Annotated in this window: 25 protein-coding genes and 1 pseudogene; all 26 read left to right on the top strand. The window is 52.2% G+C overall.

All coding sequences use genetic code 11. The features are described 5' to 3' along the window. The first annotated feature begins 16 nt into the window (after positions 1–16). A complete protein-coding gene (locus tag LLF79_RS07455; RefSeq protein WP_227879330.1) occupies positions 17–799 on the top strand; it encodes an antitermination protein in 783 nt (260 codons plus the stop codon). 294 nt (positions 800–1,093) lie between these two features. Continuing rightward, the gene (locus tag LLF79_RS07450; RefSeq protein ID WP_023150205.1) at positions 1,094–1,579 is read left to right on the top strand and encodes an HNH endonuclease; all 486 of its coding nucleotides are present in this window, start codon (positions 1,094–1,096) and stop codon (positions 1,577–1,579) included. A gap of 779 nt (positions 1,580–2,358) precedes the next feature. Then, positions 2,359–2,748: a phage holin family protein gene (locus tag LLF79_RS07445; RefSeq protein ID WP_023150206.1), complete on the top strand. Its 390-nt coding sequence runs from the start codon at positions 2,359–2,361 to the stop codon at positions 2,746–2,748. Beyond that, on the top strand, positions 2,738–3,016 hold the full coding sequence (locus LLF79_RS07440) for a phage holin family protein (RefSeq protein WP_023150207.1): 279 nt from the start codon (positions 2,738–2,740) through the stop codon (positions 3,014–3,016). Before LLF79_RS07445 ends, LLF79_RS07440 begins: the two co-directional genes overlap by 11 nt. Further along, the gene (locus LLF79_RS07435; RefSeq protein ID WP_227879329.1) at positions 3,016–3,558 is read left to right on the top strand and encodes a glycoside hydrolase family 108 protein; all 543 of its coding nucleotides are present in this window, start codon (positions 3,016–3,018) and stop codon (positions 3,556–3,558) included. The genes LLF79_RS07440 and LLF79_RS07435 overlap by 1 nt, the downstream gene beginning before the upstream one ends. Continuing rightward, on the top strand, positions 3,555–3,824 hold the full coding sequence (locus LLF79_RS07430) for a hypothetical protein (protein ID WP_227879328.1): 270 nt from the start codon (positions 3,555–3,557) through the stop codon (positions 3,822–3,824). The genes LLF79_RS07435 and LLF79_RS07430 overlap by 4 nt, the downstream gene beginning before the upstream one ends. Positions 3,825–3,833: 9 nt before the next feature. Next, positions 3,834–4,454 carry a hypothetical protein gene (locus LLF79_RS07425; RefSeq protein WP_227879327.1) on the top strand — a complete coding sequence of 207 codons (621 nt, stop codon included), beginning with the start codon at positions 3,834–3,836 and terminating at the stop codon, positions 4,452–4,454. 286 nt (positions 4,455–4,740) lie between these two features. Beyond that, complete coding sequence (locus LLF79_RS07420) at positions 4,741–5,025, top strand: hypothetical protein (RefSeq protein ID WP_127851189.1); 285 nt, start codon at positions 4,741–4,743, stop codon at positions 5,023–5,025. An 89-nt stretch (positions 5,026–5,114) separates the two neighbouring features. Continuing rightward, positions 5,115–5,360, top strand: coding sequence for a DUF2560 family protein (locus LLF79_RS07415; protein ID WP_127851190.1), 246 nt, complete (start codon positions 5,115–5,117; stop codon positions 5,358–5,360). A 169-nt stretch (positions 5,361–5,529) separates the two neighbouring features. Further along, positions 5,530–6,456, top strand: coding sequence for a DUF1983 domain-containing protein (locus LLF79_RS07410; RefSeq protein ID WP_227879326.1), 927 nt, complete (start codon positions 5,530–5,532; stop codon positions 6,454–6,456). Beyond that, on the top strand, positions 6,456–6,806 hold the full coding sequence (locus tag LLF79_RS07405) for an HNH endonuclease (RefSeq protein ID WP_127851191.1): 351 nt from the start codon (positions 6,456–6,458) through the stop codon (positions 6,804–6,806). Before LLF79_RS07410 ends, LLF79_RS07405 begins: the two co-directional genes overlap by 1 nt. 157 nt (positions 6,807–6,963) lie before the next feature. Beyond that, positions 6,964–7,437 carry a phage terminase small subunit P27 family gene (locus tag LLF79_RS07400; protein WP_032636952.1) on the top strand — a complete coding sequence of 158 codons (474 nt, stop codon included), beginning with the start codon at positions 6,964–6,966 and terminating at the stop codon, positions 7,435–7,437. Next, a complete protein-coding gene (locus tag LLF79_RS07395; protein ID WP_227879325.1) occupies positions 7,437–9,173 on the top strand; it encodes a terminase large subunit in 1,737 nt (578 codons plus the stop codon). Before LLF79_RS07400 ends, LLF79_RS07395 begins: the two co-directional genes overlap by 1 nt. Beyond that, entirely contained in the window at positions 9,173–10,477 is a 1,305-nt protein-coding gene (locus tag LLF79_RS07390) for a phage portal protein (RefSeq protein WP_048703116.1), read from the top strand. The genes LLF79_RS07395 and LLF79_RS07390 overlap by 1 nt, the downstream gene beginning before the upstream one ends. A 13-nt stretch (positions 10,478–10,490) precedes the next feature. Then, entirely contained in the window at positions 10,491–11,339 is an 849-nt protein-coding gene (locus LLF79_RS07385) for a head maturation protease, ClpP-related (protein WP_045619490.1), read from the top strand. Positions 11,340–11,348: 9 nt separating this feature from the next. Continuing rightward, positions 11,349–12,560 carry a phage major capsid protein gene (locus LLF79_RS07380; RefSeq protein ID WP_227879324.1) on the top strand — a complete coding sequence of 404 codons (1,212 nt, stop codon included), beginning with the start codon at positions 11,349–11,351 and terminating at the stop codon, positions 12,558–12,560. 40 nt (positions 12,561–12,600) lie between these two features. Then, positions 12,601–12,849: a hypothetical protein gene (locus LLF79_RS07375; protein WP_097570890.1), complete on the top strand. Its 249-nt coding sequence runs from the start codon at positions 12,601–12,603 to the stop codon at positions 12,847–12,849. After that, positions 12,849–13,175, top strand: a complete 327-nt coding sequence (locus LLF79_RS07370) for a head-tail connector protein (protein WP_048703104.1) — start codon at positions 12,849–12,851, stop codon at positions 13,173–13,175. Before LLF79_RS07375 ends, LLF79_RS07370 begins: the two co-directional genes overlap by 1 nt. Positions 13,176–13,184: 9 nt before the next feature. Further along, on the top strand, positions 13,185–13,523 hold the full coding sequence (locus tag LLF79_RS07365; protein WP_053504477.1) for a phage head closure protein: 339 nt from the start codon (positions 13,185–13,187) through the stop codon (positions 13,521–13,523). Further along, complete coding sequence (locus tag LLF79_RS07360; RefSeq protein WP_048703098.1) at positions 13,520–13,969, top strand: HK97-gp10 family putative phage morphogenesis protein; 450 nt, start codon at positions 13,520–13,522, stop codon at positions 13,967–13,969. Before LLF79_RS07365 ends, LLF79_RS07360 begins: the two co-directional genes overlap by 4 nt. Further along, positions 13,966–14,313, top strand: a complete 348-nt coding sequence (locus tag LLF79_RS07355; RefSeq protein ID WP_048703095.1) for a DUF3168 domain-containing protein — start codon at positions 13,966–13,968, stop codon at positions 14,311–14,313. The genes LLF79_RS07360 and LLF79_RS07355 overlap by 4 nt, the downstream gene beginning before the upstream one ends. A 59-nt stretch (positions 14,314–14,372) precedes the next feature. Then, positions 14,373–14,792: pseudogene (locus LLF79_RS07350) on the top strand (phage tail tube protein); the annotation flags it as partial. Positions 14,793–14,824: 32 nt separating this feature from the next. Beyond that, entirely contained in the window at positions 14,825–15,208 is a 384-nt protein-coding gene (locus LLF79_RS07345) for a phage tail assembly chaperone (protein WP_001549114.1), read from the top strand. Positions 15,209–15,216: 8 nt separating this feature from the next. Continuing rightward, positions 15,217–15,495 carry a DUF4035 domain-containing protein gene (locus tag LLF79_RS07340; RefSeq protein WP_032668971.1) on the top strand — a complete coding sequence of 93 codons (279 nt, stop codon included), beginning with the start codon at positions 15,217–15,219 and terminating at the stop codon, positions 15,493–15,495. 55 nt (positions 15,496–15,550) lie between these two features. Beyond that, positions 15,551–15,892, top strand: coding sequence for a hypothetical protein (locus tag LLF79_RS07335; RefSeq protein ID WP_032668789.1), 342 nt, complete (start codon positions 15,551–15,553; stop codon positions 15,890–15,892). 57 nt (positions 15,893–15,949) lie between these two features. Then, on the top strand, positions 15,950–19,414 hold the full coding sequence (locus tag LLF79_RS07330) for a phage tail tape measure protein (protein ID WP_227879323.1): 3,465 nt from the start codon (positions 15,950–15,952) through the stop codon (positions 19,412–19,414).

The raw sequence follows: 19,414 nt of genomic DNA, 5'->3' as shown, positions 1-19,414 counted from the left end.
CAGCGGGGGCAACCGTATGAAACTGGAAGCATCACTCAAACATTTCAGCCCTCAGGGCATGCACATCAGCGACGACGTGAAAGGAACCTCTCCGGACCGCCTAACAGGAACAGATGTAATGGCGGCGATTGGCACCACCAGCAGCCGTGCGCGCTTTGGCCTGGCTGCTTTCTTCGGCAAGGCCGGCATTAGCAAAACAGATGAACAGCTCGCAGTTCAGGCGCTGACTCGTTACGCGATGGACGTCGCGCCGAAAAATGTACGTAAAGCAGCTGGTGGGCAGTTCGGATGGTGTATGCAGATGCTGGCGCAATTTGCCTTTGCTGATTACTCCCGTTCGGCAGCTACCAGCGTGACATGTAACTGTTGCAGCGGTACCGGGTTTATCTCCGGGAATGAGGATGTGGTTAAACATCCTGGTATTTTCGACGCCGACGGTGCCGAAGTGGTGGCCCCGAAGATTAAAAATGAGCTGGTGAATAGGGTTTGCGGAACATGCGGAGGAAAGAAAGTGATCCTTGCCCGGTGCAGGTGTGGCGGTAAAGGCGAAGTGTTGGACCGCAAAGCGACTAAAGACCGCGGCGCGCCGGTTTTCAAAACGTGTGAACGTTGCTCTGGTAATGGCTTCTCTGCTATCTCCTCGGCTACGGTACACCGTGCCATTCTGAAGCGTCTCCCGGACCTCCATCAATCCTCATGGTCACGCAACTGGAAACCCTTCTATGAAATGCTGGTGGACACTCTGCGCCAGGGGGAGCGTCATGCTGCTGTAGAATTCGAGAAGGCAACGACTTATTAATATGATCGGAGCAAATGGCGACACTTTTTTGCACGTTAGTGTTGACTTTGCATAAGGTTGTCTTGTAAGCTTCTGATTATGGAGTATAACGCCTGTAGATAATTAACCTCGAAAAGCCCGCCACGTTGCGGGTTTTTTTGTACCCGCATTTCCCGCGCACCGCCCGCGCATTCAATACGTCGAACCAATCCATTTGAAATGAGCCTTTGAGGAAGTCAGTTAGCGCTGGCGAGCCTCGACGGGCTGGTTTCCTGTGCGGCAAAGGTTCATTTCAAAGTAAGGCATACGCATATCATGAGCATCACGCAAGAACGGCTGAAAGAGGTTCTGAAGTACGACCCTTTGACTGGTTTATTTGTTTGGATCAAGCGAACAAACTCTCGGTCTACGCCAGGCAATATAGCCGGGAACGCAGATACGTACGGCTATATCCAGATAATGATCGATAAGAAATTAATCTTCGCTCATCGGTTGGCTTTTTTATACATGGATGGTGCGCTGCCGCCAGCTGATAAGTGTGTCGATCATATCAATGGCAATCCCAAAGATAACCGATGGGACAACTTACGTATCGTTACCCAGTTTGTTAATCAGCAGAACAGGCATAAGGCCAGAAAAGGTGCGAAATCTGGGCTAATTGGAGCAAACTGGTGCAAGGATCGTGGCCTGTGGCGTTCTGCGATTAGCGTCAACGGGAAACGCAAAGATCTCGGTAGTTTCCAAACTGCGGAGTTGGCTCACGAGGCTTACATGAAAGCTAAAGCTGAAATGTGTCGTTAACGCCTACACGAATAAAATAAATTAAGCCCTGCCTGTATTAGTGGGGCTATTTATTTTCTACACAACGGAAATCGCTTTGAGTATGTGACGACATCCCGGTGAGACCAGGCACACTTCCCTGGCGCGGCAAAGCGATACCCATTGTGATGAAGCTCAGCGGCGAGCTAGGGAATAGTTTTGCGGTGAATATTCTGGATAAGTAGCCACAAGGCGCGCGTAACCCAATCGGCAGCGCACCGATGGAAGCTGGTTCGACTCCAGCCTTCACAATCATTACTACGGGCTACCTTCGGGTGGCCTTTTTTGTTTCCCCTCCTTCTGAGAGAACTCACGGCAATGAAGTATTGACCGGCGGAATGATTTCGGCGTAATTTGTTTGTGTGGTGAATCCTTTCTAAGCGAAAGGGCGTTCCAGTCAACTGCTATCTGCAGGTATGCGCGCGGCTTTGCTGACTGGGGTAGAGTCACCGGGAGGCACCCGGCACCATGACAACAACAATACAAGTTTCAAATTCCTTGAGAGCCTGCCATAAAACGCAGGCCTTTTTTTATGGTTTTGCAAACTGCTGCTACGCTTTGAGTTGTGGGAAGTAACTGAATGCCCGGTGGTTCTCCTGGACCGATAGTGAATCAGCCGATACAGCTTCACCTCTGAGCATAAGTCTTACTCACACCTACCTTACAAATAGTCAACTCATTAGCCCGCCATCAACAGCGGGCTTTTATTATTTCCCCTCAAACTTACTGAGAGGATTCATAGCAATTACAGAGGGGGCGTAATGTCCGATCCATTAACCGGCACTGGTGCAGTTCTCGGCGGAGGCCTGCTGGGTTCAGTCCTGTATGGTGTCTTTACTCATACAGATTTCGGCGTGGTGTTTGGAGCGTTTGGTGGTGCGGTGTTTTACGTCGCGACAGCTGCAAACCTTACGCGTGCTCGCCTGGCTGCATATTTCCTTACATCATTCATTGTTGGAGTGCTTGGCGCCGGGTTTGTTGGTTCATGGCTAAATGCTGCCTCGAGTTATGAAAAACCACTGGATGCACTCGGTGCAGTGATTTTGTCTGCACTGTGTATAAAAATCCTAACTTTTCTTAATAACCAGGACCTGAACACCCTGTTCGGTTTTTTCTCACGGTTACGCGGAGGAGGGGGAAATGGTAATTGACCCGTCAGCTGTCTTTAACGCGTTTATCTGCTCGGTGATCGTCGTCGTTCTGATGTTCTACCAGCGCCATGGTGCCCGGCACCGTCCTTTTATCTCAATCCTGGCGTATATAACCATCCTGGTTTACGCAGTAATCCCATGGCAATTCATCTTCGGCCTCTATCGTGACTCCAGTTGGCTGGTGGTGATGTCGAACCTCCTGATATGCGCAGCTGTTATGAAGGTCCGGGGAAATCTGGCACGTCTGGTTGATCTTCTGAGGCACTAATGACAAAAGACGAAATTTTTGACGCCATTCTTGGCAAAGAGGGCGGTTACGTTAATCACCCCGACGATAAAGGTGGCCCAACAAACTGGGGAATCACGCAAGCGGTAGCACGTGCCCACGGTTACAGCGGTGATATGCGTAACCTTACCCGCCAGCAGGCGCTGGATATCCTGACGGCTGACTACTGGGCAGGGCCACGCTTCGACCTTGTTTCTGAGGTATCACCAGCCATCGCCGCCGAATTGTGCGATACCGGCGTTAACATGGGCCCATCAGTTCAGACCAAATGGTTCCAGCGCTGGCTGAACGTGTTCAACATTCAGGGCACGCTCTATCCCGATCTGATTGCAGATGGTTTTATCGGTCCGCGTACTATCAGCGCATTAAAAAGCTATCTTGCCCGGCGAGGAAAAGAGGGTGAGCTGGTTATGCTCCGGGCCCTGAATTGCAGCCAGGGTCAGCGTTATCTTGAGCTGGCAGAACAGCGTAGCGCGAACGAAACGTTTGTTTATGGCTGGGTAAAGGAGCGGGTGGTTATATGACGCTTGAGATAATTACCGGACTCGTTGTCGCGGTGTTTGCTGCTATTGCCGCCGCGTTTGGCCTGGGTCATTCACGCGGAACCAGCAAAGCGGAAGCGAAAGCCGACCAGCAGCGCACCGAAGATAACGCAGCGGCAGTGGTTGCAGCAGCAGAACGCAGGGTAGAGACAACGAAAGAGGCCAGCAATGTACAGCAAACTGTTAACCACATGCCTGATGACGATGTTGATCGCGAGCTGCGTGACACGTGGAAGCGCGGCTCATAAGGGGTGAACATGAGGAAAACAATCGACTTAACCGGCGTTAAGTTCGGCAAGCTGACTGTGCAGTCCTACGCCAATAAGGATAAATCGGGCGTTTCAATGTGGTTGTGCGGTTGTGAGTGTGGCACAGAAAAAATAATCAGGTCAAACGCCTTACGCTCTGGCAGGACACAATCTTGCGGGTGTATGTCTGGTGCAAAACACGGGCATCGCAGACCGTCAGAAACTTCCCCCACATATATAAGCTGGCTGTCAATGCAGCGGCGTTGCAATTATCCCGGCGATGCGTATTACGGAGATTATGGTGGTCTTGGAATTTCAGTCTGCGAGCGCTGGGGTAATTTTGAATCTTTCCTGAAAGACATGGGTGAGCGTCCGGCAGGTCACACGCTTGATCGAATTGATGTAGATAAGGCGTACTCACCAGAAAATTGCCGATGGGCTACACCCAAAGACCAGGCAAGAAACCGACGAAGTAACCATATGCTCGATACACCAGCAGGTCGAATGTGCATTACCAAAGCAGCCGAAACCTATGGTGTAAAAGTAAAGACAATCGCGCACCGATTGAGCAGGGGATGGAGTGTTGAAAAGGCGCTGCTAACTCAACCATGGCAGGGCAACAATGAATAAATATTTCATGTTTATCTCTATGCTTTCCGTGTCAGCATTGGCTGCTGGCTGTGTTGGTGGTCCTCCAAAGCCCAGCTATGTTTTCGTCCACGATTCCTGTGACTGGGTAAAGCCAATCTACCTGACTGATCACGACATCGACGTTATGGACCTCCAGACGAAGAAAGACATCCTGGCGCATAACAAAGTGTGGAAGGCGAACTGCCAGAAGCAGGAGTGACGCATGCTGCTGTGTTCACATTCAATCGCGGGTAAGTTTCCATACCCGCCAAAAAGAGAGAAACCGATGAGCGAAGCTAAACCGCAGGACGGCACCACCGTTAAAGGCTATCGAACCCTCTCCGCAGACGATATCGCGCAAATGAATGGCCTGAAGGAAATTAGCCGTGACTTTTGCGAGCAGTTGGACCTTGAACGAACACACCTATCCTTGCAGGTAGTAGATGCCAACTCTGAGGAGGTTAGCGAACGTTCAGAGGCGCTCCGCTGTCTGGCAATCGCGCGTACAAAAATGCAGGAAGCCTGCATGTGGGCGTGTCGTGCTGTATCGCGTCCAGATTCTGACTGCTAGCCATTACAAAGCTCACCTGCTGGTGGGCTTGATAATGGTTATCCCAACAAGCGGATAAGACAATCAATATACCCATCAGAGGATAAACAATGTCTGAAATCACTGTTACACCTGCACAGCAGATCCGCTTAAACCTGCTGGCAACTTTGAACTACGATACCGCAGCCGCAGCTGATGCTATCAAGTTCGTTGGCGATGACCCACTAAAGTATCAAGTCTTCGTAAATCAGTTAAGCCGGGTAACATCTGAAAGCGGAATGGTGGCCAGAACGACGAAAGCCATCAAGGAGTCGGAAGAAGCGCTTTTGCTGTTTGAATCTGAATCTGGCAGTTGATCGTCATCGTAAGTAACAGGCCTCGCTGACGCGGGGCTTTTTAATGCGCTTCGCACGCGCAGAAAGAAGAGAGTCTTTCAGTAGTGAGCCTGGGTGATGCCGTTAGGTTGCGTTTACCTCTCGGGCGGCATTGCCGTGCGACAGGCTCACGTCTAAAAGGGTAGTAAACATGAAAAAAACTTTAAGCCTAAAAGATGCAATGCGTAGCCTTCACGTTATCGAAACCGATGAAGGAATCGAACTACAAAGCGCGGCTGGCACGGCAAAATATGATGCGTGGGGCGCACGCCGTGAGGTGAATGGTATCCCAGAGTACTTTCCCTCCTCTGTCACGGTAAATAAGCGTCCGCAAGCGCTAGTGGATGATAAAGGACCATCTGTACCTGATGACTCATGCGCACCATTGGTACGCACAATGAAGCTTCGTGTTGAGCTGGACACATCAGGCGCACAACAGGCTGTTGACGAACTGGATGACAAAATCCGTAACAGCGATGCATTCAAAGTCCTGAAAGATGGCTGGACTTTCGAAAAGAACGGGGTGCTGATTATTAATAACGGCGAGGTGTTCGTTACCGATGCGAAGATCGACGATGCCGTATTGTCTAAGAGCTACAGCGTTAAATTAAACGTCGCCGGCAAAGGCAAGCCGCACGAAGCTGGCATGACCCTCGGTGTTGAAGAAGGAAAGCAGCAGGCAACGTTTAAGGCTGATCGCTTTAAGGTCCATGAAGCCGCTCAATCAGCCAGCAATAATGAAGAGACGGCCTTCAATGGTGGTCTGGCTTTTGGTGGTTTCCCTGGGGCAATTAGTCATGATGGAGCTAATCCCGCTGATGGCAATAATGCCACCGCTGAACCAATCAGTTCAATTGCTTCAGCGACAGGCACAGCCACCAAGGCGCGACTAACCGACGAGATGCAAGAACTGGTTCTCAAGGCTGTACGTGAAAGCGATCTGTTCACATCCCTTCAGACTGCGATAGCTGCCAAGGCAGCGTCAACCGCTGGCCTGCAACAGGCAGTGAATGACGCAGTGAGCAATGCTATTCGCAACGCACTGAAGCCTGGCGGTCTGCTCTATGGTAAGTGCTAATGCCAGCGGCCATCCCCCGCGCCTGTCGTAAGCGTGGCTGCTCCGGGACTACAACCGACCGCTCTGGATATTGCGAACATCACCGCAATGAAGGCTGGCAGCAGCATCAGCGAGGACAGAGCAGGCATCAGCGAGGTTATGGCAGCAAGTGGGACAGGCTGCGTCCAATCGTTCTCGACAGAGATAAACATCTTTGTCAGGAATGCCTGCGAAATGGAAGGTATACACCCGCTGAGACGGTGGACCACATCACCGCCAAAGCAAATGGGGGGACCGATGACCTTTCCAATCTTGAAAGCCTCTGCAAGCCTTGCCACAGGGCGAAGACAGCGGTTGAAAGACTCAAATGACATCGATTCTCATTTGAATCAACCGAGGGGGAGGGCGGGTTGAAAGTTCAGGAACGACGCGCCAAAGGACCGCCGCCTAACCTCTTTTCACATCGCCGCAGGTTAGAAAACTTTTTTTAGGGGTCCCCCACTCGATGATTAATAGGAGTTTTCGATTATGTCTGGACCACCGAAAACCCCGACCCATCTACGTTTGGTGAGGGGTAACCCATCAAAACGCCCGATTAATGAAAACGAACCTAAGCCAGCTGCAGGGGTACCCCCAACGCCGAAGCATTTCGACAAGCAGGGGAAGTACTGGTTTAAACGGATGGCCGACGAGCTCGATGCTATCGGTGTGATGTCTCAACTGGACGCCAGAGCCCTTGAGCTGCTGGTTGAGGCTTATACCGAATACCGGCACCACTGCGACACGCTTGAAATTGAGGGGTACACCTACCGGACCGAAACACAGAGCGGGGATGTGATGATCAAAGCTCACCCGGCAGCCATCATGAAAGCTGATGCCTGGAAACGCCTTCGCGCCATGCTCGGAGAGTTCGGGATGACACCAGCCAGCCGCTCGAAAGTGAATGCAAAAGGTCCTGATGCGGTTGACCCGCTGGCCGAGTTTATGAAAGCGAGGGATTAATGGCTAAGGTTGCAGAAGGCATCCGCTACGCCGAGAGGGTGGTGGCGGGGGAAATAATTGCCTGTGAGTATGTGCGCCTTGCCTGCCAGCGTTTTCTTGACGATCTGGCACACGGCGAAGAGCGCGGTATTTTCTTCAGTGAGCCACGCGCGCAGCACATTCTGAATTTCTATAATTTTGTTCCTCACGTAAAGGGCGCGCTGGCAGGCCAGCCTATTGAGCTGATGGACTGGCATGTTTTCATCCTGATTAATATTTTTGGTTTTGTTATCCCGCTGGTTAACGAAGAGACGGGGGAAACCGTTCTGCGTAACGACGGCAGCGGTCGGCCGGTGATGGTTCGGCGTTTCCGTACAGCAGATGTTGAGGTGGCCCGTAAAAATGCCAAATCAACACTTTGCTCCGGCGTTGGGCTCTATATGGCTGGCGCTGACGGCGAGGGTGGTGCGGAGGTTTATTCCGCTGCAACCACCCGTGACCAGGCGCGAATTGTTTTTGAAGACGCGAAAAATATGGTCAAGAAGGCGAAAGCCACTCTTGGGCGGATCTTCGAATTCAACAAGCTCGCTATCTACCAGGAGCAAACGGCCTCCAAATTCGAGCCTTTATCATCAGATGCGAACAACCTCGACGGCCTGAACATCCACTGCGCCATCGTCGACGAGCTGCATGCACATAAAACCCGTGATGTATGGGACGTTCTGGAGACGGCAACCGGCGCGCGCCTGCAGTCGTTGCTTTTCGGCATTACCACAGCGGGCTTCAACAAAGAGGGTATCTGCTACGAACTGCGTGATTACGCCATCAAGGTGCTGCGTGGACTGGTAAAAGACGATACGTTTTTTGCCATCATCTACACCTTAGATGAAGGTGACGATCCCTTTGATGAAAAAGTCTGGCAGAAGGCGAATCCGGGGCTGGGTATCTGTAAGCGCTGGGATGACCTGCGCCGCCTGGCTAAAAAGGCGAAAGAGCAGGTTTCGGCCAGGATTAACTTTTTCACCAAACACATGAATATCTGGGTAACAGCTGAGTCTGCCTGGATGGACATGATGAAATGGGAAAAATGCGAGTTTATCGCCCCGCAGCACGAACTTAAAACCTATCCCTCCTGGGTGGGCGTTGACCTGTCAAACAAAATTGATATCTGTGCAGCCGCTAAAGTCTGGCGCGCGCCAGGTGGCCACGTTCATGCGGATTTTAAATTCTGGCTGCCCGAAGGACGCCTTGAGAAATGTTCACGCCAGATGGCAGAGCTCTATCGTAAGTGGTCCGGGATGGACAAGCTGATCCTTACCGACGGGGATGTAATCGACCATGCTCAGATTAAAGAAGAGCTGCAGGTGTGGGTTGCTGGCGAGAGTCTGAAAGAAATTGGCTTCGACCCGTGGAGTGCGACGCAGTTCAGCCTTGCGCTGGCAGAAGAAGGGCTGCCGCTGGTGGAAGTACCGCAGACGGTTCGCAATTTCTCTGAGGCGATGAAAGAGGTCGAAGCACTGGTATACGGTGGCCGCTTCCATCACAGCGATCACCCGGTAATGAACTGGATGATGTCCAACGTAACCGTCAAACCTGACCGGAACGAGAACATTTTCCCGAACAAGTCCACACCAGAGGCCAAGATTGATGGCCCTGCGGCATTGTTCACAGCAATGAGCCGCGTTCTGGTTAACGGTGGTAACGACCAGCAGGATCTCTCCGGATTCTTCAATAATCCCATCATGGTAGGTTTCTGATGAAAAAAAACAAACAGCCAGGCAGGGTGAAAAGCGCTCTGCTTAACTGGCTCGGTGTGCCTATCAGCCTGACTACCGGCACGTTCTGGGAGGAATGGTTTGGTACCAGCAGCAGCGGGAAGGTGGTAACAGCCGATAAAGCCATCCAGCTATCGGCTGTGTGGGCATGCGTAAGACTGTTGAGCGAATCTATTTCAACCCTTCCGCTGAAAATATACGTTCGACAGCCTGACGGTTCGCGTAAAGCGGCAACCGATCATCCGGCCTATTCGATACTGTGCCGCCGCCCCAATTCAGAAATGACACCATCACGCTTTATGTTGATGGTGGTCGCCAGTATTTGCCTGCGCGGGAACGCCTTCATTGAGAAGAAATTCATCGCAAACCGCCTGGTTTCGCTGGTGCCTTTACTGCCGCAGAACATGGTGGTTAAACGTCTCGTGACCGGGGCGCTGGAATACAAATACACTGAAAACGGTAACGAGCGCGTCATTCCCGTCAAAAACATCATGCACATTCGCGGGTTCGGTCTGGATGGCGTTTGCGGCATGATGCCGATGAAGACTGGCCGGGATGTGATCGGTTCTGCAATGGCGGTAGAAGAGTCTGCGGCAAAAATATTCGAGCAAGGATTACAAAGTTCTGGCTTCCTGACAGCGGAACAAGCATTAAGCGATGAGCAGAGGGAAAGGCTCCGGGAGTACATGGCAAAGTTCACCGGCTCAAAGAATGCCGGAAAAATAATGGTGCTGGAGGGAGGGCTGAAGTACCAGGGCGTTACCATGAATCCCGAAGACGCCCAGATGCTGGAAAGCCGATCTTTCAGTATTGAGGAAATCTGCCGCTGGTTTCGCGTGCCTCCTTTCATGGTTGGCCACACCACGAAACAAAGCAGCTGGGCATCCAGCCTTGAGGGCATGAACCTGCAGTTCCTGACTCATACTCTTCGACCGCTGCTGGTGAATATTGAGCAAGAAATCGGGCGGTGTTTACTCGACAGCGATGACGAAGTGTTTGCAGAGTTCTCCGTTGAAGGACTGCTGCGCGCTGACAGCGCAGGTCGCGCAGCATACTATACCAGCGCGCTTCAGAATGGCTGGATGTCTCGAAATGACGTTCGTCGTCTTGAGAACATGCCGCCAATTGAAGGGGGCGATATTTACACCGTTCAGCTCAACCTGACGCAACTGAAAAATCTCGAAAGCAGCAACCCTGCTGTTCAGGCACTGGCCCTGCGAGAGCTGCATAACCACGTATTCCCCGATATTTCCTTTGAACAATCTCCGCTGAAACAGGCCGCTTAGGAGCACTTTCCTGATGAGCAAAAAACAACTTCCGGTAGCACCGGCGGGTCGCCCCTGCGCGCGCGTTACCTGTGAAACATTACCGTCCGCACTGGACCGCTGGGACGGCGGGATCAAAGCGGCGTCCACCGACGATAACAGCATTTCTGTTTTCGATGTTATCGGGCAGGACTACTGGGGCGAAGGGGTAACAGCTAAACGTATTGCCGGTGCGCTTCGGGCTATGAATGGCGCCGACGTCACGGTCAATATTAACTCCCCTGGCGGTGACATGTTCGAAGGCCTGGCAATCTACAACCTTCTGCGTGAATACGAAGGCCGTGTGACGGTGAAGGTGCTCGGTATTGCCGCCAGCGCCGCCTCGGTCATTGCGATGGCCGGGGATGATATTCAGATCGGTCGTGGTGCCTTCCTGATGATCCACAACTGCTGGGTCTACGCGATGGGTAACCGCCATGATTTTGCTGAACTGGCACAGTCACTGGAACCCTTCGATACCGCTATGGCTGATATCTACGCGGCGCGCTCCGGCCTTGATATGGCCGCCGTGCAGAAGCTGATGGACGCGGAAAGCTATATCGGTGGCAGTGATGCTGTGGCGAAGGGACTGGCAGACAGCCTGCTTTCTGCTGATGCGGTCAGCGACGGCGACGAATCGCCTGCTGCTGCGCTTCGCAAACTTGATGCATTGCTGGCCAAGACCAACACCCCGCGCTCTGAGCGCAGAAAACTCATTAAAGCCTTATCCGGTGGCATGCCTGGCGCTGTCACCACCAACGACGGTACGCCGGGCGCTGCCGAAGACATCAAACCTGAAACCATCAATTCACTTGAAAGCGCCCTGGCGGCGTTAGTCAAATAAGGACCCTTTATGTCTGAAGTAAACGATATTCTGAAAAAAGTCACGGCCAGCATTGAAGAGGCAACCGGCAAGTTCAACGCGAAAGCAGAAGACGCGCTCAAAGAGGCGCAGAAGTCCGGCAAGCTGTCTGAAGAAACAAAGGCAGCCGTCGATAAAATGGCTTCTGAGTTCAACGCCCTGCGCGAAGCAGAAAAAACGCTGAAGGCCGCAATGGGCGAACTGGAGCAACATGTTGCCCAGATGCCGCTGGCAAACGCGAAACAGGTTGTCGAGTCCGTTGGCCACCAGGTGATCTCCGCTGAGGCGCTGAAAACCTTCGCTTCCAGCGTGGAAGGCGGTAAGCGTATCAGCATCCCGGTTAAGGCTGCCCTGACTTCGGTGGATGTGCCTGATGGTGTTGTAGAGCCACAGCGCCTGCCGGGTATTGATACGGCACCGAAACAGCGCCTGTTCATCCGCGATCTGATCGCTCCAGGTCGTACGTCCTCCTCAGCTATTTTCTGGGTGCAGCAGACAGGCTTTACCAATAACGCGAAAGTGGTTCCTGAAAATACGCAGAAACCATACAGCGAAATTGAGTTCACGCCGAAAATCACTGGCGTCAGCACTATCGCCCACCTGTTCAAAGCCTCAAAGCAGATCCTGGATGACTTCGCACAGTTGCAGTCCACTGTTGATGCCGAAATGCGCTACGGGCTGAAGTATGCAGAAGAGCAGGAAATTCTCTTCGGTGATGGTACCGGCGTTCATTTGCATGGCATCGTTCCTCAGGCGTCAGCGTTCAATCCGGCGTTCACTGTCGAACAGCAGAGCGGGATTGACGATCTGCGTCTGGCAATGTTGCAGGCACAGCTGGCACGCTTCCCGGCGTCTGGTCATGTTCTTCACTTCATTGACTGGGCGCGGATCGAGCTGACCAAAGACAGCCTGGGTCGTTACATTCTGGCGAACCCTGCGGCGCTGACTGGTCCGACTCTGTGGGGCCTGCCGGTTGTTGCAACAGAAGCGGCAGCATTCCAGGGTAAATTCCTGACCGGTGCATTTAACGCTGGCGCGCAAATCTTCGACCGCGAAGATGCGAACGTGGTTATCTCCACGGAGAACGCCGACGACTTCGAGAAAAACATGATCACCATCCGTTGCGAAGAACGTCTGGCGCTGGCTGTGAAACGCCCTGAGGCGTTCGTGTACGGTTCATTCAGCACCGGCGCGGGTAGCTGATAACTATTGCGGCCTTCGGGCCGCTTTTACAGGTGGGAAAATGAAACTGATTGCACTTAAACCGATTTATTTCGGCGGTACCGTCGTTACTGAGGGGCTTCCGCTGGAAACTCTGGAACAGCACGGTCGCGAGCTCATCAAAAAAGGCTATGCGATGCTCGATGAATCAGAAAATCCTGCAGAGCAGGAACAGCAGCAGGAACAGCAGCAGGAACAGCAGCAGGAACAGCAGCAGGAACAGCAGCAGGAACAGCCGGAAGTGAAAGCGGACAAGAAGGCGAAAAAATAATGGTCGATCTTGATGTGGTGAAACAGCACTGCCGCATTGATAGCGACTTTACCGGTGATGACGCCCTGCTGACTTTATACACCGGTGCGGCGGCGCGTTACGTCCAGACATGGACAAGGCGAACGCTCTATGAAAACCAGAGCTCCCCTGGCTACGCAGATGACCCGGACCCGATTCTACTGAATGATGATGTTAAAGCGGCCATGTTATTGCTGATAGGTCACTGGTATGCCAACAGAGAATCAGTTTCCGTCGGTCAGACTGTTGCAGAGGTCCCGTTTGCAGTTGAAGCCTTGCTGCAGCCATACCGAATTTACGGGGTATAGGAGGACTTTATGCAGGCCGGAAGACTGAGAGACAGGGTGGTGGTTCAGAACCTCACAACATCCAGAGATCCTTCTGGCCAGCCTGTTGAAGCATGGCATGACGGCGCAGAAACCTGGGCAGAAGTAAAGGGCATTAGTGGCCGCGAGCTGGTAGCCGCTGGTGCTGAAACCGCAGTCGCCACTATCAGGGTATGGACACGATTTCGTAGCGATATAACTGCTGCGTCCAGACTCAGGGTTATGACTGGCCCGTTCAAGGGGGCCATTTTGAATATTATTGGTCCGCCTATCCCTGATTCTCGTGGTGTTCAGCTCGAAATTCTTTGCAAACAGGGGACCGAAAAATGATTGAGACGAGCCTCGATTTTTCCGGATTAAATGACATCGCAAAGGATCTGGAGGCGCTTAGCCGTGCCGAAAACAACAAGGTTATGCGTGATGCCACGCGCGCCGGTGCCGAAGTGCTTAAGGAAGAAGTGATCGCCCGCGCTCCGGTGCGTACCGGGAAACTGAAAAAAAACGTGGTGGTGGTGACCCAAAAAAGCCGTCGCCGCGGGGAAATTTCTTCCGGCGTCCATATTCGTGGTGTTAACCCGCGCACCGGGAACAGCGATAACACGATGAAGGCGAATAACCCGAGAAACGCCTTTTACTGGCGCTTTGTGGAGCTTGGCACTGCGAACATGCCTGCGCATCCTTTTGTGCGACCCGCTTACGATACGCGCGAGGAAGAGGCCGCCAGCGTCGCCATTGCCAGGATGAATCAGGCTATTGATGAGGTACTGAGCAAGTGAATGAAGATAATATCTACGCCTTGCTTTCTACCCTGGCAGATGGACGGGTATACCCCTATGTTGCGCCATTAGGTAGTGACGGGAAACCGTCTGTCTCTCCACCCTGGATTATCTTTTCCATCGTCGATGATGTTTCCGCTGACGTGCTGTGTGGCCAGGCAGAGAGCAGGGTTTCCATTCAGGTAGATGTGTATTCCACTACGATCACTGAATCACGCACCCTGAGAGATTTGGTGCTCTCTTCGCTTGAGCCGTTAACCCCTACAGAGGTGGTAAAAATCCCCGGGTACGAGCCAGATTATCGGCTCTACCGTGCCACCCTGGATTTTAAAGTTACCCCCTGACAATTAATTCACCCAACGAACCCGCCTGATGGCGGGTTTTCTTTTTCCAGGAGACAGCTATGTCTGCACTTTATGAAAAATCGCAGCTGACGAAGATCCTTATTTCCTCCCTGCCAGCCACCAAAGAAACGATGGATTCCGCAACCTTTCTCGATCTGAGTTGCACCATCAAAGAAATTCAGTTCACCGGTGGTCAGAAGCAGGATATCGACGTAACAACGCTTTGTTCGACCGAGCAGGAGAACATTAACGGCCTGCCTTCTCCGTCAGAAATCTCTCTGTCCGGCAACTTCTACAAGAATCCGGCGCAGGACGCCTTGCGTGATGCGTATGACAACGATACGACCTACGCTTTCCAGGTCATTTTCCCGTCTGGCAAAGGCTTTAAGTTCCTGGCTGAAATCCGCCAGCACACCTGGTCTTCCGGTACCAACGGCGTAGTGGCGGCAACGTTCTCCCTGCGCCTGAAAGGTAAGCCTGAAAACATCGAGTCTGGCTCCTGAGAGGTCTCATGAAGAATATTAAAAATCTCGCCCTGGCTAAGATGTCGGGATTTCGTCATAAGACGGTCGCCGTTCCTGAGTGGGAAGGCGTCAAAGTGGTTCTCCGTGAGCCGTCAGGTGAAGCCTGGCTGCGCTGGCAGGAAGTGGTGAAAGCGGGTGCTGATGATGAAAATGTGTCAGTATCGGAAAAGGCACACCGTAATCTTTGCGCTGACGTGGTGCTCTTCATTGACGTTCTGTGTGACACCGATAAGCAGCCGGTATTCAGCGTAGACGAAGAAGAGCAGGTGCGTGAAATCTACGGCCCCGTCCATTCACGCCTGCTCAAACAGGCGCTTGACCTGATCAACAACGCGGACGAAGCGCGGGAAAAGTCTCAACCCCCGGCGTAAAGTTTCTGATGTCGCTTGCGCTCCGAATGGGGCGCACGCTTTCAGAACTACGGCAGAGCATGACTGCAAGCGAGCTTCTGATGTGGATTGAGTACGACAGGCAAAGTCCGGTTGGCGATATTCGTGGTGACATTCAGGCAGCTCAGCTCGTCTCTGCCATCTACGGCTCGCAGGGGGCAAAAGTACCGCTGGACGATGCGATCCTGCGCTGGGGTGGTGATGAGCAATCAGAACCGAAGGACCCGTTTGCAGGGCTTGAGGCTGCACTTACAGCTGCAACTCAGTGACAAATCTAGTACCTGGGTTTAGCATTAGCATGAATAATGCAATCAAGGTGCAAAAATGAAAAAGTTAATTATAGCCGTCATGTGTTTGTTTTTTATCAGCGCGTGTAAGCCTGAGAAAAATGATTTTATTAAAAATGGCGAAAACATCGTCAGAGAGAAATTAAATAACCCAGATGATGCTAAGTTTAACGCTGAATATTTTAAGTATGGTGATAATGCAGCATACGTTTGTGGTGATGTGACTTACAAAAAAAATAATGATGGCACAAGTTATCGTAATAAATTTTACGTCTATGTCGAGATTATTGATGGGAAATTAACAAGTAATGGTTCAGCAGTGGTGATTAAAGAGGACGACAAGGCATTTCTTGAGGTCTATAAGACGCTTTGCAGGTAGGGCAATTTTATTCAATACGAAGCTCGCTGTGTGCGAGCTTTTTTATTTGGTGAAAGCATGGCAACTCTTCGCGAACTGATAATTAAAATCTCTGCTAACTCCCAATCGTTCCAGTCGGAAATTTCCCGCGCCTCACGAATGGGGCAGGACTATTACCGCACCATGCAGAATGGCGGTCGGCAGGCCGCTGCTGCTGCCAGAGAGAGCGAAAGGGCGCTCTCTGATTTGACTGCCGGATTTGCATCTGCTGGAAGGGCTGCTGCCGCAGCTACGGCAGCTTTTGCAACGGGTAAAATTGTGCAGATTGCTGATGAGTGGAACTCCGTAAACGCTCGTCTTAAACAGGCATCATCTTCTGCTGATGATTTTGCCGCTTCACAGCGTCAGTTAATGGAAATCAGCCAAAGAACCGGCACGGCATTTTCAGATAACGCAAACCTTTTTTCCCGAGCAGCTGCCTCAATGCGCGAGTACGGCTATAGCTCTGACGAAGTTCTGAAAATTACCGAAGCTGTCTCTACCGGCCTAAAACTTTCCGGGGCTAACACCCAGGAAGCGAGCTCTGTTATTACTCAGTTCAGCCAGGCGCTCGCACAAGGCGTTCTTCGTGGTGAAGAATTTAATGCCGTTAACGAAGCCGGTGATCGGGTAATCCGCGCTCTGGCTGCGGGAATGGGTGTAGCCCGTAAAGACCTCAAGAGCATGGCTGACCAGGGACAGCTTACGATCGATAAGGTTGTCCCAGCTTTAATGAGCCAGTTAGGAGCATTGCAGGGCGAATTTGCCAGCATGCCACAAACGGTTTCCGGATCCCTTCAAAAAGTAACTAACTCATTCATGGCCTGGGTGGGCGGTGTAAACCAGGCAACCGGTGCTACTGACGCGTTGTCTGGCGGATTGGATAATGTTGCCCAGACGCTTGATTCTTTTACTTCATCAGCAGTGAGCGGCGCTCTGAATGACGTTGCTGACAATATGTCAACAATTACAACAGTCGCTGGGGCGCTTGTTGGTGTTGGGTTGGCAAGATACCTCAGCGGAGTTGTAACCAGCGCCAGTAGCGCAACAGGTGCGTTAATTTCAGCTGCGAAATCAGAGGTTGCTCTTGCAGTCGCGCAGGATAAAGCGGCGCAGTCTGCTGTTGCGGCTTCCAGGGCTGAAGTTTATCGGGCTCAGCAAGCAGTACAGAGTTCAAGAAGTGCAGATGTTCAGGCGGCTCAGCAAGAAAAAGTCGCGGCGGCTGAAGCAAAAGTCACTGCGGCACATACCAGACTTACGACCGCTCTTGCCAGCGGTACAGCTACGGAAAAGGTGCGAGCCAGAACAGCACTTGAACGCGCGCAGGCAGGGCTGGTAGCAGCTAAAAATGCCGACGCTCAGGCTGTAGCTGAAAGGCGTCTGGCTGCCGCTCAGGCTGCTTTAAACCGTAACATCTCAAATCGTGTTTCGACCCAAAGTAATCTCAATAGTGTGACATCTGTCGGCACTCGGCTCATGAGTGGTGCACTTGGTCTCATCGGTGGAGTTCCTGGTTTAGTTATGTTGGGTGCTGGAGCCTGGTATGCGATGTATCAGAATCAGGAGCAGGCTCGGCGTTCTGCGCAGGAGTATGCCAGTCAAATTGACGAGATTAGAGAGAAAACATCTCGTATGTCCCTATCGGAAACGGATGACAACCGTGGTAGGACTGTTGGAGCCCTTGTCGAGCAAAATCGTCTGATTGATGAGCAAGCAAGGAAGGTTGGTGACCTGAAGTCTCAAATTGACGATCTTAATGCCTCCCGTGGAAAACCGGGCATTACCAGCGAGAACGATGCAAATATCCTGAGAGCGATAGCCATCGTCACAGATCAGCTCGCCGTTGAAGAAGGGAAGTTGAATGATATGCGGGAGAAATCTCGCAATATTCAGCAAACCCTTGAGGGTATTGAAAGGCAACGTAACGATCTGATCAAAGAGCATGCCTGGCGCCAGAACGCACTGTACCAGTCGCAATTGATGATGAATGGGCAGCATGAAAAGTTCAACAGTCTTCTTGGCTTAGGCAACCAACTCCTTATGGCGCGTCAGGGGCTGGCTAACGTCCCGCTCAGACTTCCGCAGGCCGACCTCGACAAAAAGCAAACCGATGCCCTCGAAAAGAGCCGCCGGGATCTGGAGTTGTCACGCCTGAAGGGTGAAGCAAAAGAGCGCCTGCGACTGAGTTATGCAGCCGATGACCTGGGGTTAACCAGTGATCCGCAATTCCAGACAGGCCGTCAGGAGTTGATTAATAACGGTCTTGCTGAATGGCGGAATAATGAGGCCAACAAACCTAAGGCGAAGGGCGGTAAAACCGAAGGCGAGAAAACCGAGGATGTGTATAAGCGCCTTATCAAGCAGCAAAAAGAGCAGATTGCCCTGCAAGGCCAGAATACTGAACTGGCGAAGGTTAAATACCAGGTCAGCCAGGGCGAACTTGCTTCTCTGACGGAAGCCCAGAAAAAGACGGTATTGCAAAATGCTGCGCTGATTGACCAGGTTAAATTGCGTGAGCAACTGCGAAATTACGAAGCCAACCTTGCTGACAGTAACGCCAGCGCCCGCGCAGCCAATGAAGCGCAACTGCTGGGATACGGGCAGGGAACCAGGTTCCGTGAAAGACTTCAGGAGCAGTTCAATCTGCGTAAGGAGTTTGAGCAGAAGAATACCGATCTTCTCCGCCAGCGTCAGGCTGGTGAAATCGACGAGACGTTCTATCAGCAGGGGCTGGCACTTAATAAGCGCTACCTCGAAGAGCGCCTGCGCGACCAGGAGGGATATTACTCAGCTTCTGATGCGCAGCGTGACGACTGGATGACGGGGTTGTCAGAAGGTTATGCGAACTGGGTGGACGAAGCTACGGATTATTCTTCCATGGCTGCTGACGGCATGAAGCAGGCTATGGGGGGCGCTGTCACCACGATTACCGACATGCTCAATGGCAACGTTGACAGCTGGAAGGACTGGGGCGTCAGCGTGCTGAAGATTATCCAGAACGTTCTGGTCAATATGGCTGTTGCTAACGGCGTCAGTTCAATTGGCTCCCTGTTCAGTTTTGGTGCCTCGTCTGCCGCTACCGCCAGCAGCGGTACTGCAATTCAGAACGCTGGCGCGAACTTCACCTTTAACGCGAAGGGTAATGTTTACGACTCTCCTTCCCTGAGCGCTTACAGCAATGGCGTTTTTCAGACGCCTCAGTTGTTTGCCTTTGCCAAAGGTGCGGGGGTTTTTGCCGAGGCAGGCCCGGAAGCCATTATGCCGCTCACTCGGGCAGCTGATGGTTCGCTGGGCGTTCGGGCAGTTGGTGCTCCTCAGGTTTCTGGCGGTGTGCCTTCGGTTAACTTTGGCGATATCAATATTCAGGGCGGATCACCGCAGGCGGCCAGTCAGGGTACTGCCGGAGCAGCAGGCAGGCAGCTTAAGGATGCCATCACTGGTGTCATTAACGAACAGGCCAGCATGCCGGGTTCGCCTCTGTGGCGATTAATCAAGGGAGTTTAA

This window comes from Enterobacter cloacae complex sp. 2021EL-01169, assembly GCF_020733125.1.
GTDB classification, from domain to species: Bacteria; Pseudomonadota; Gammaproteobacteria; order Enterobacterales; family Enterobacteriaceae; genus Enterobacter; species Enterobacter roggenkampii.
The sequence above is the reverse complement of the archived record's forward strand: the minus strand, read 5'-3'. Positions and strand labels throughout refer to the sequence as shown.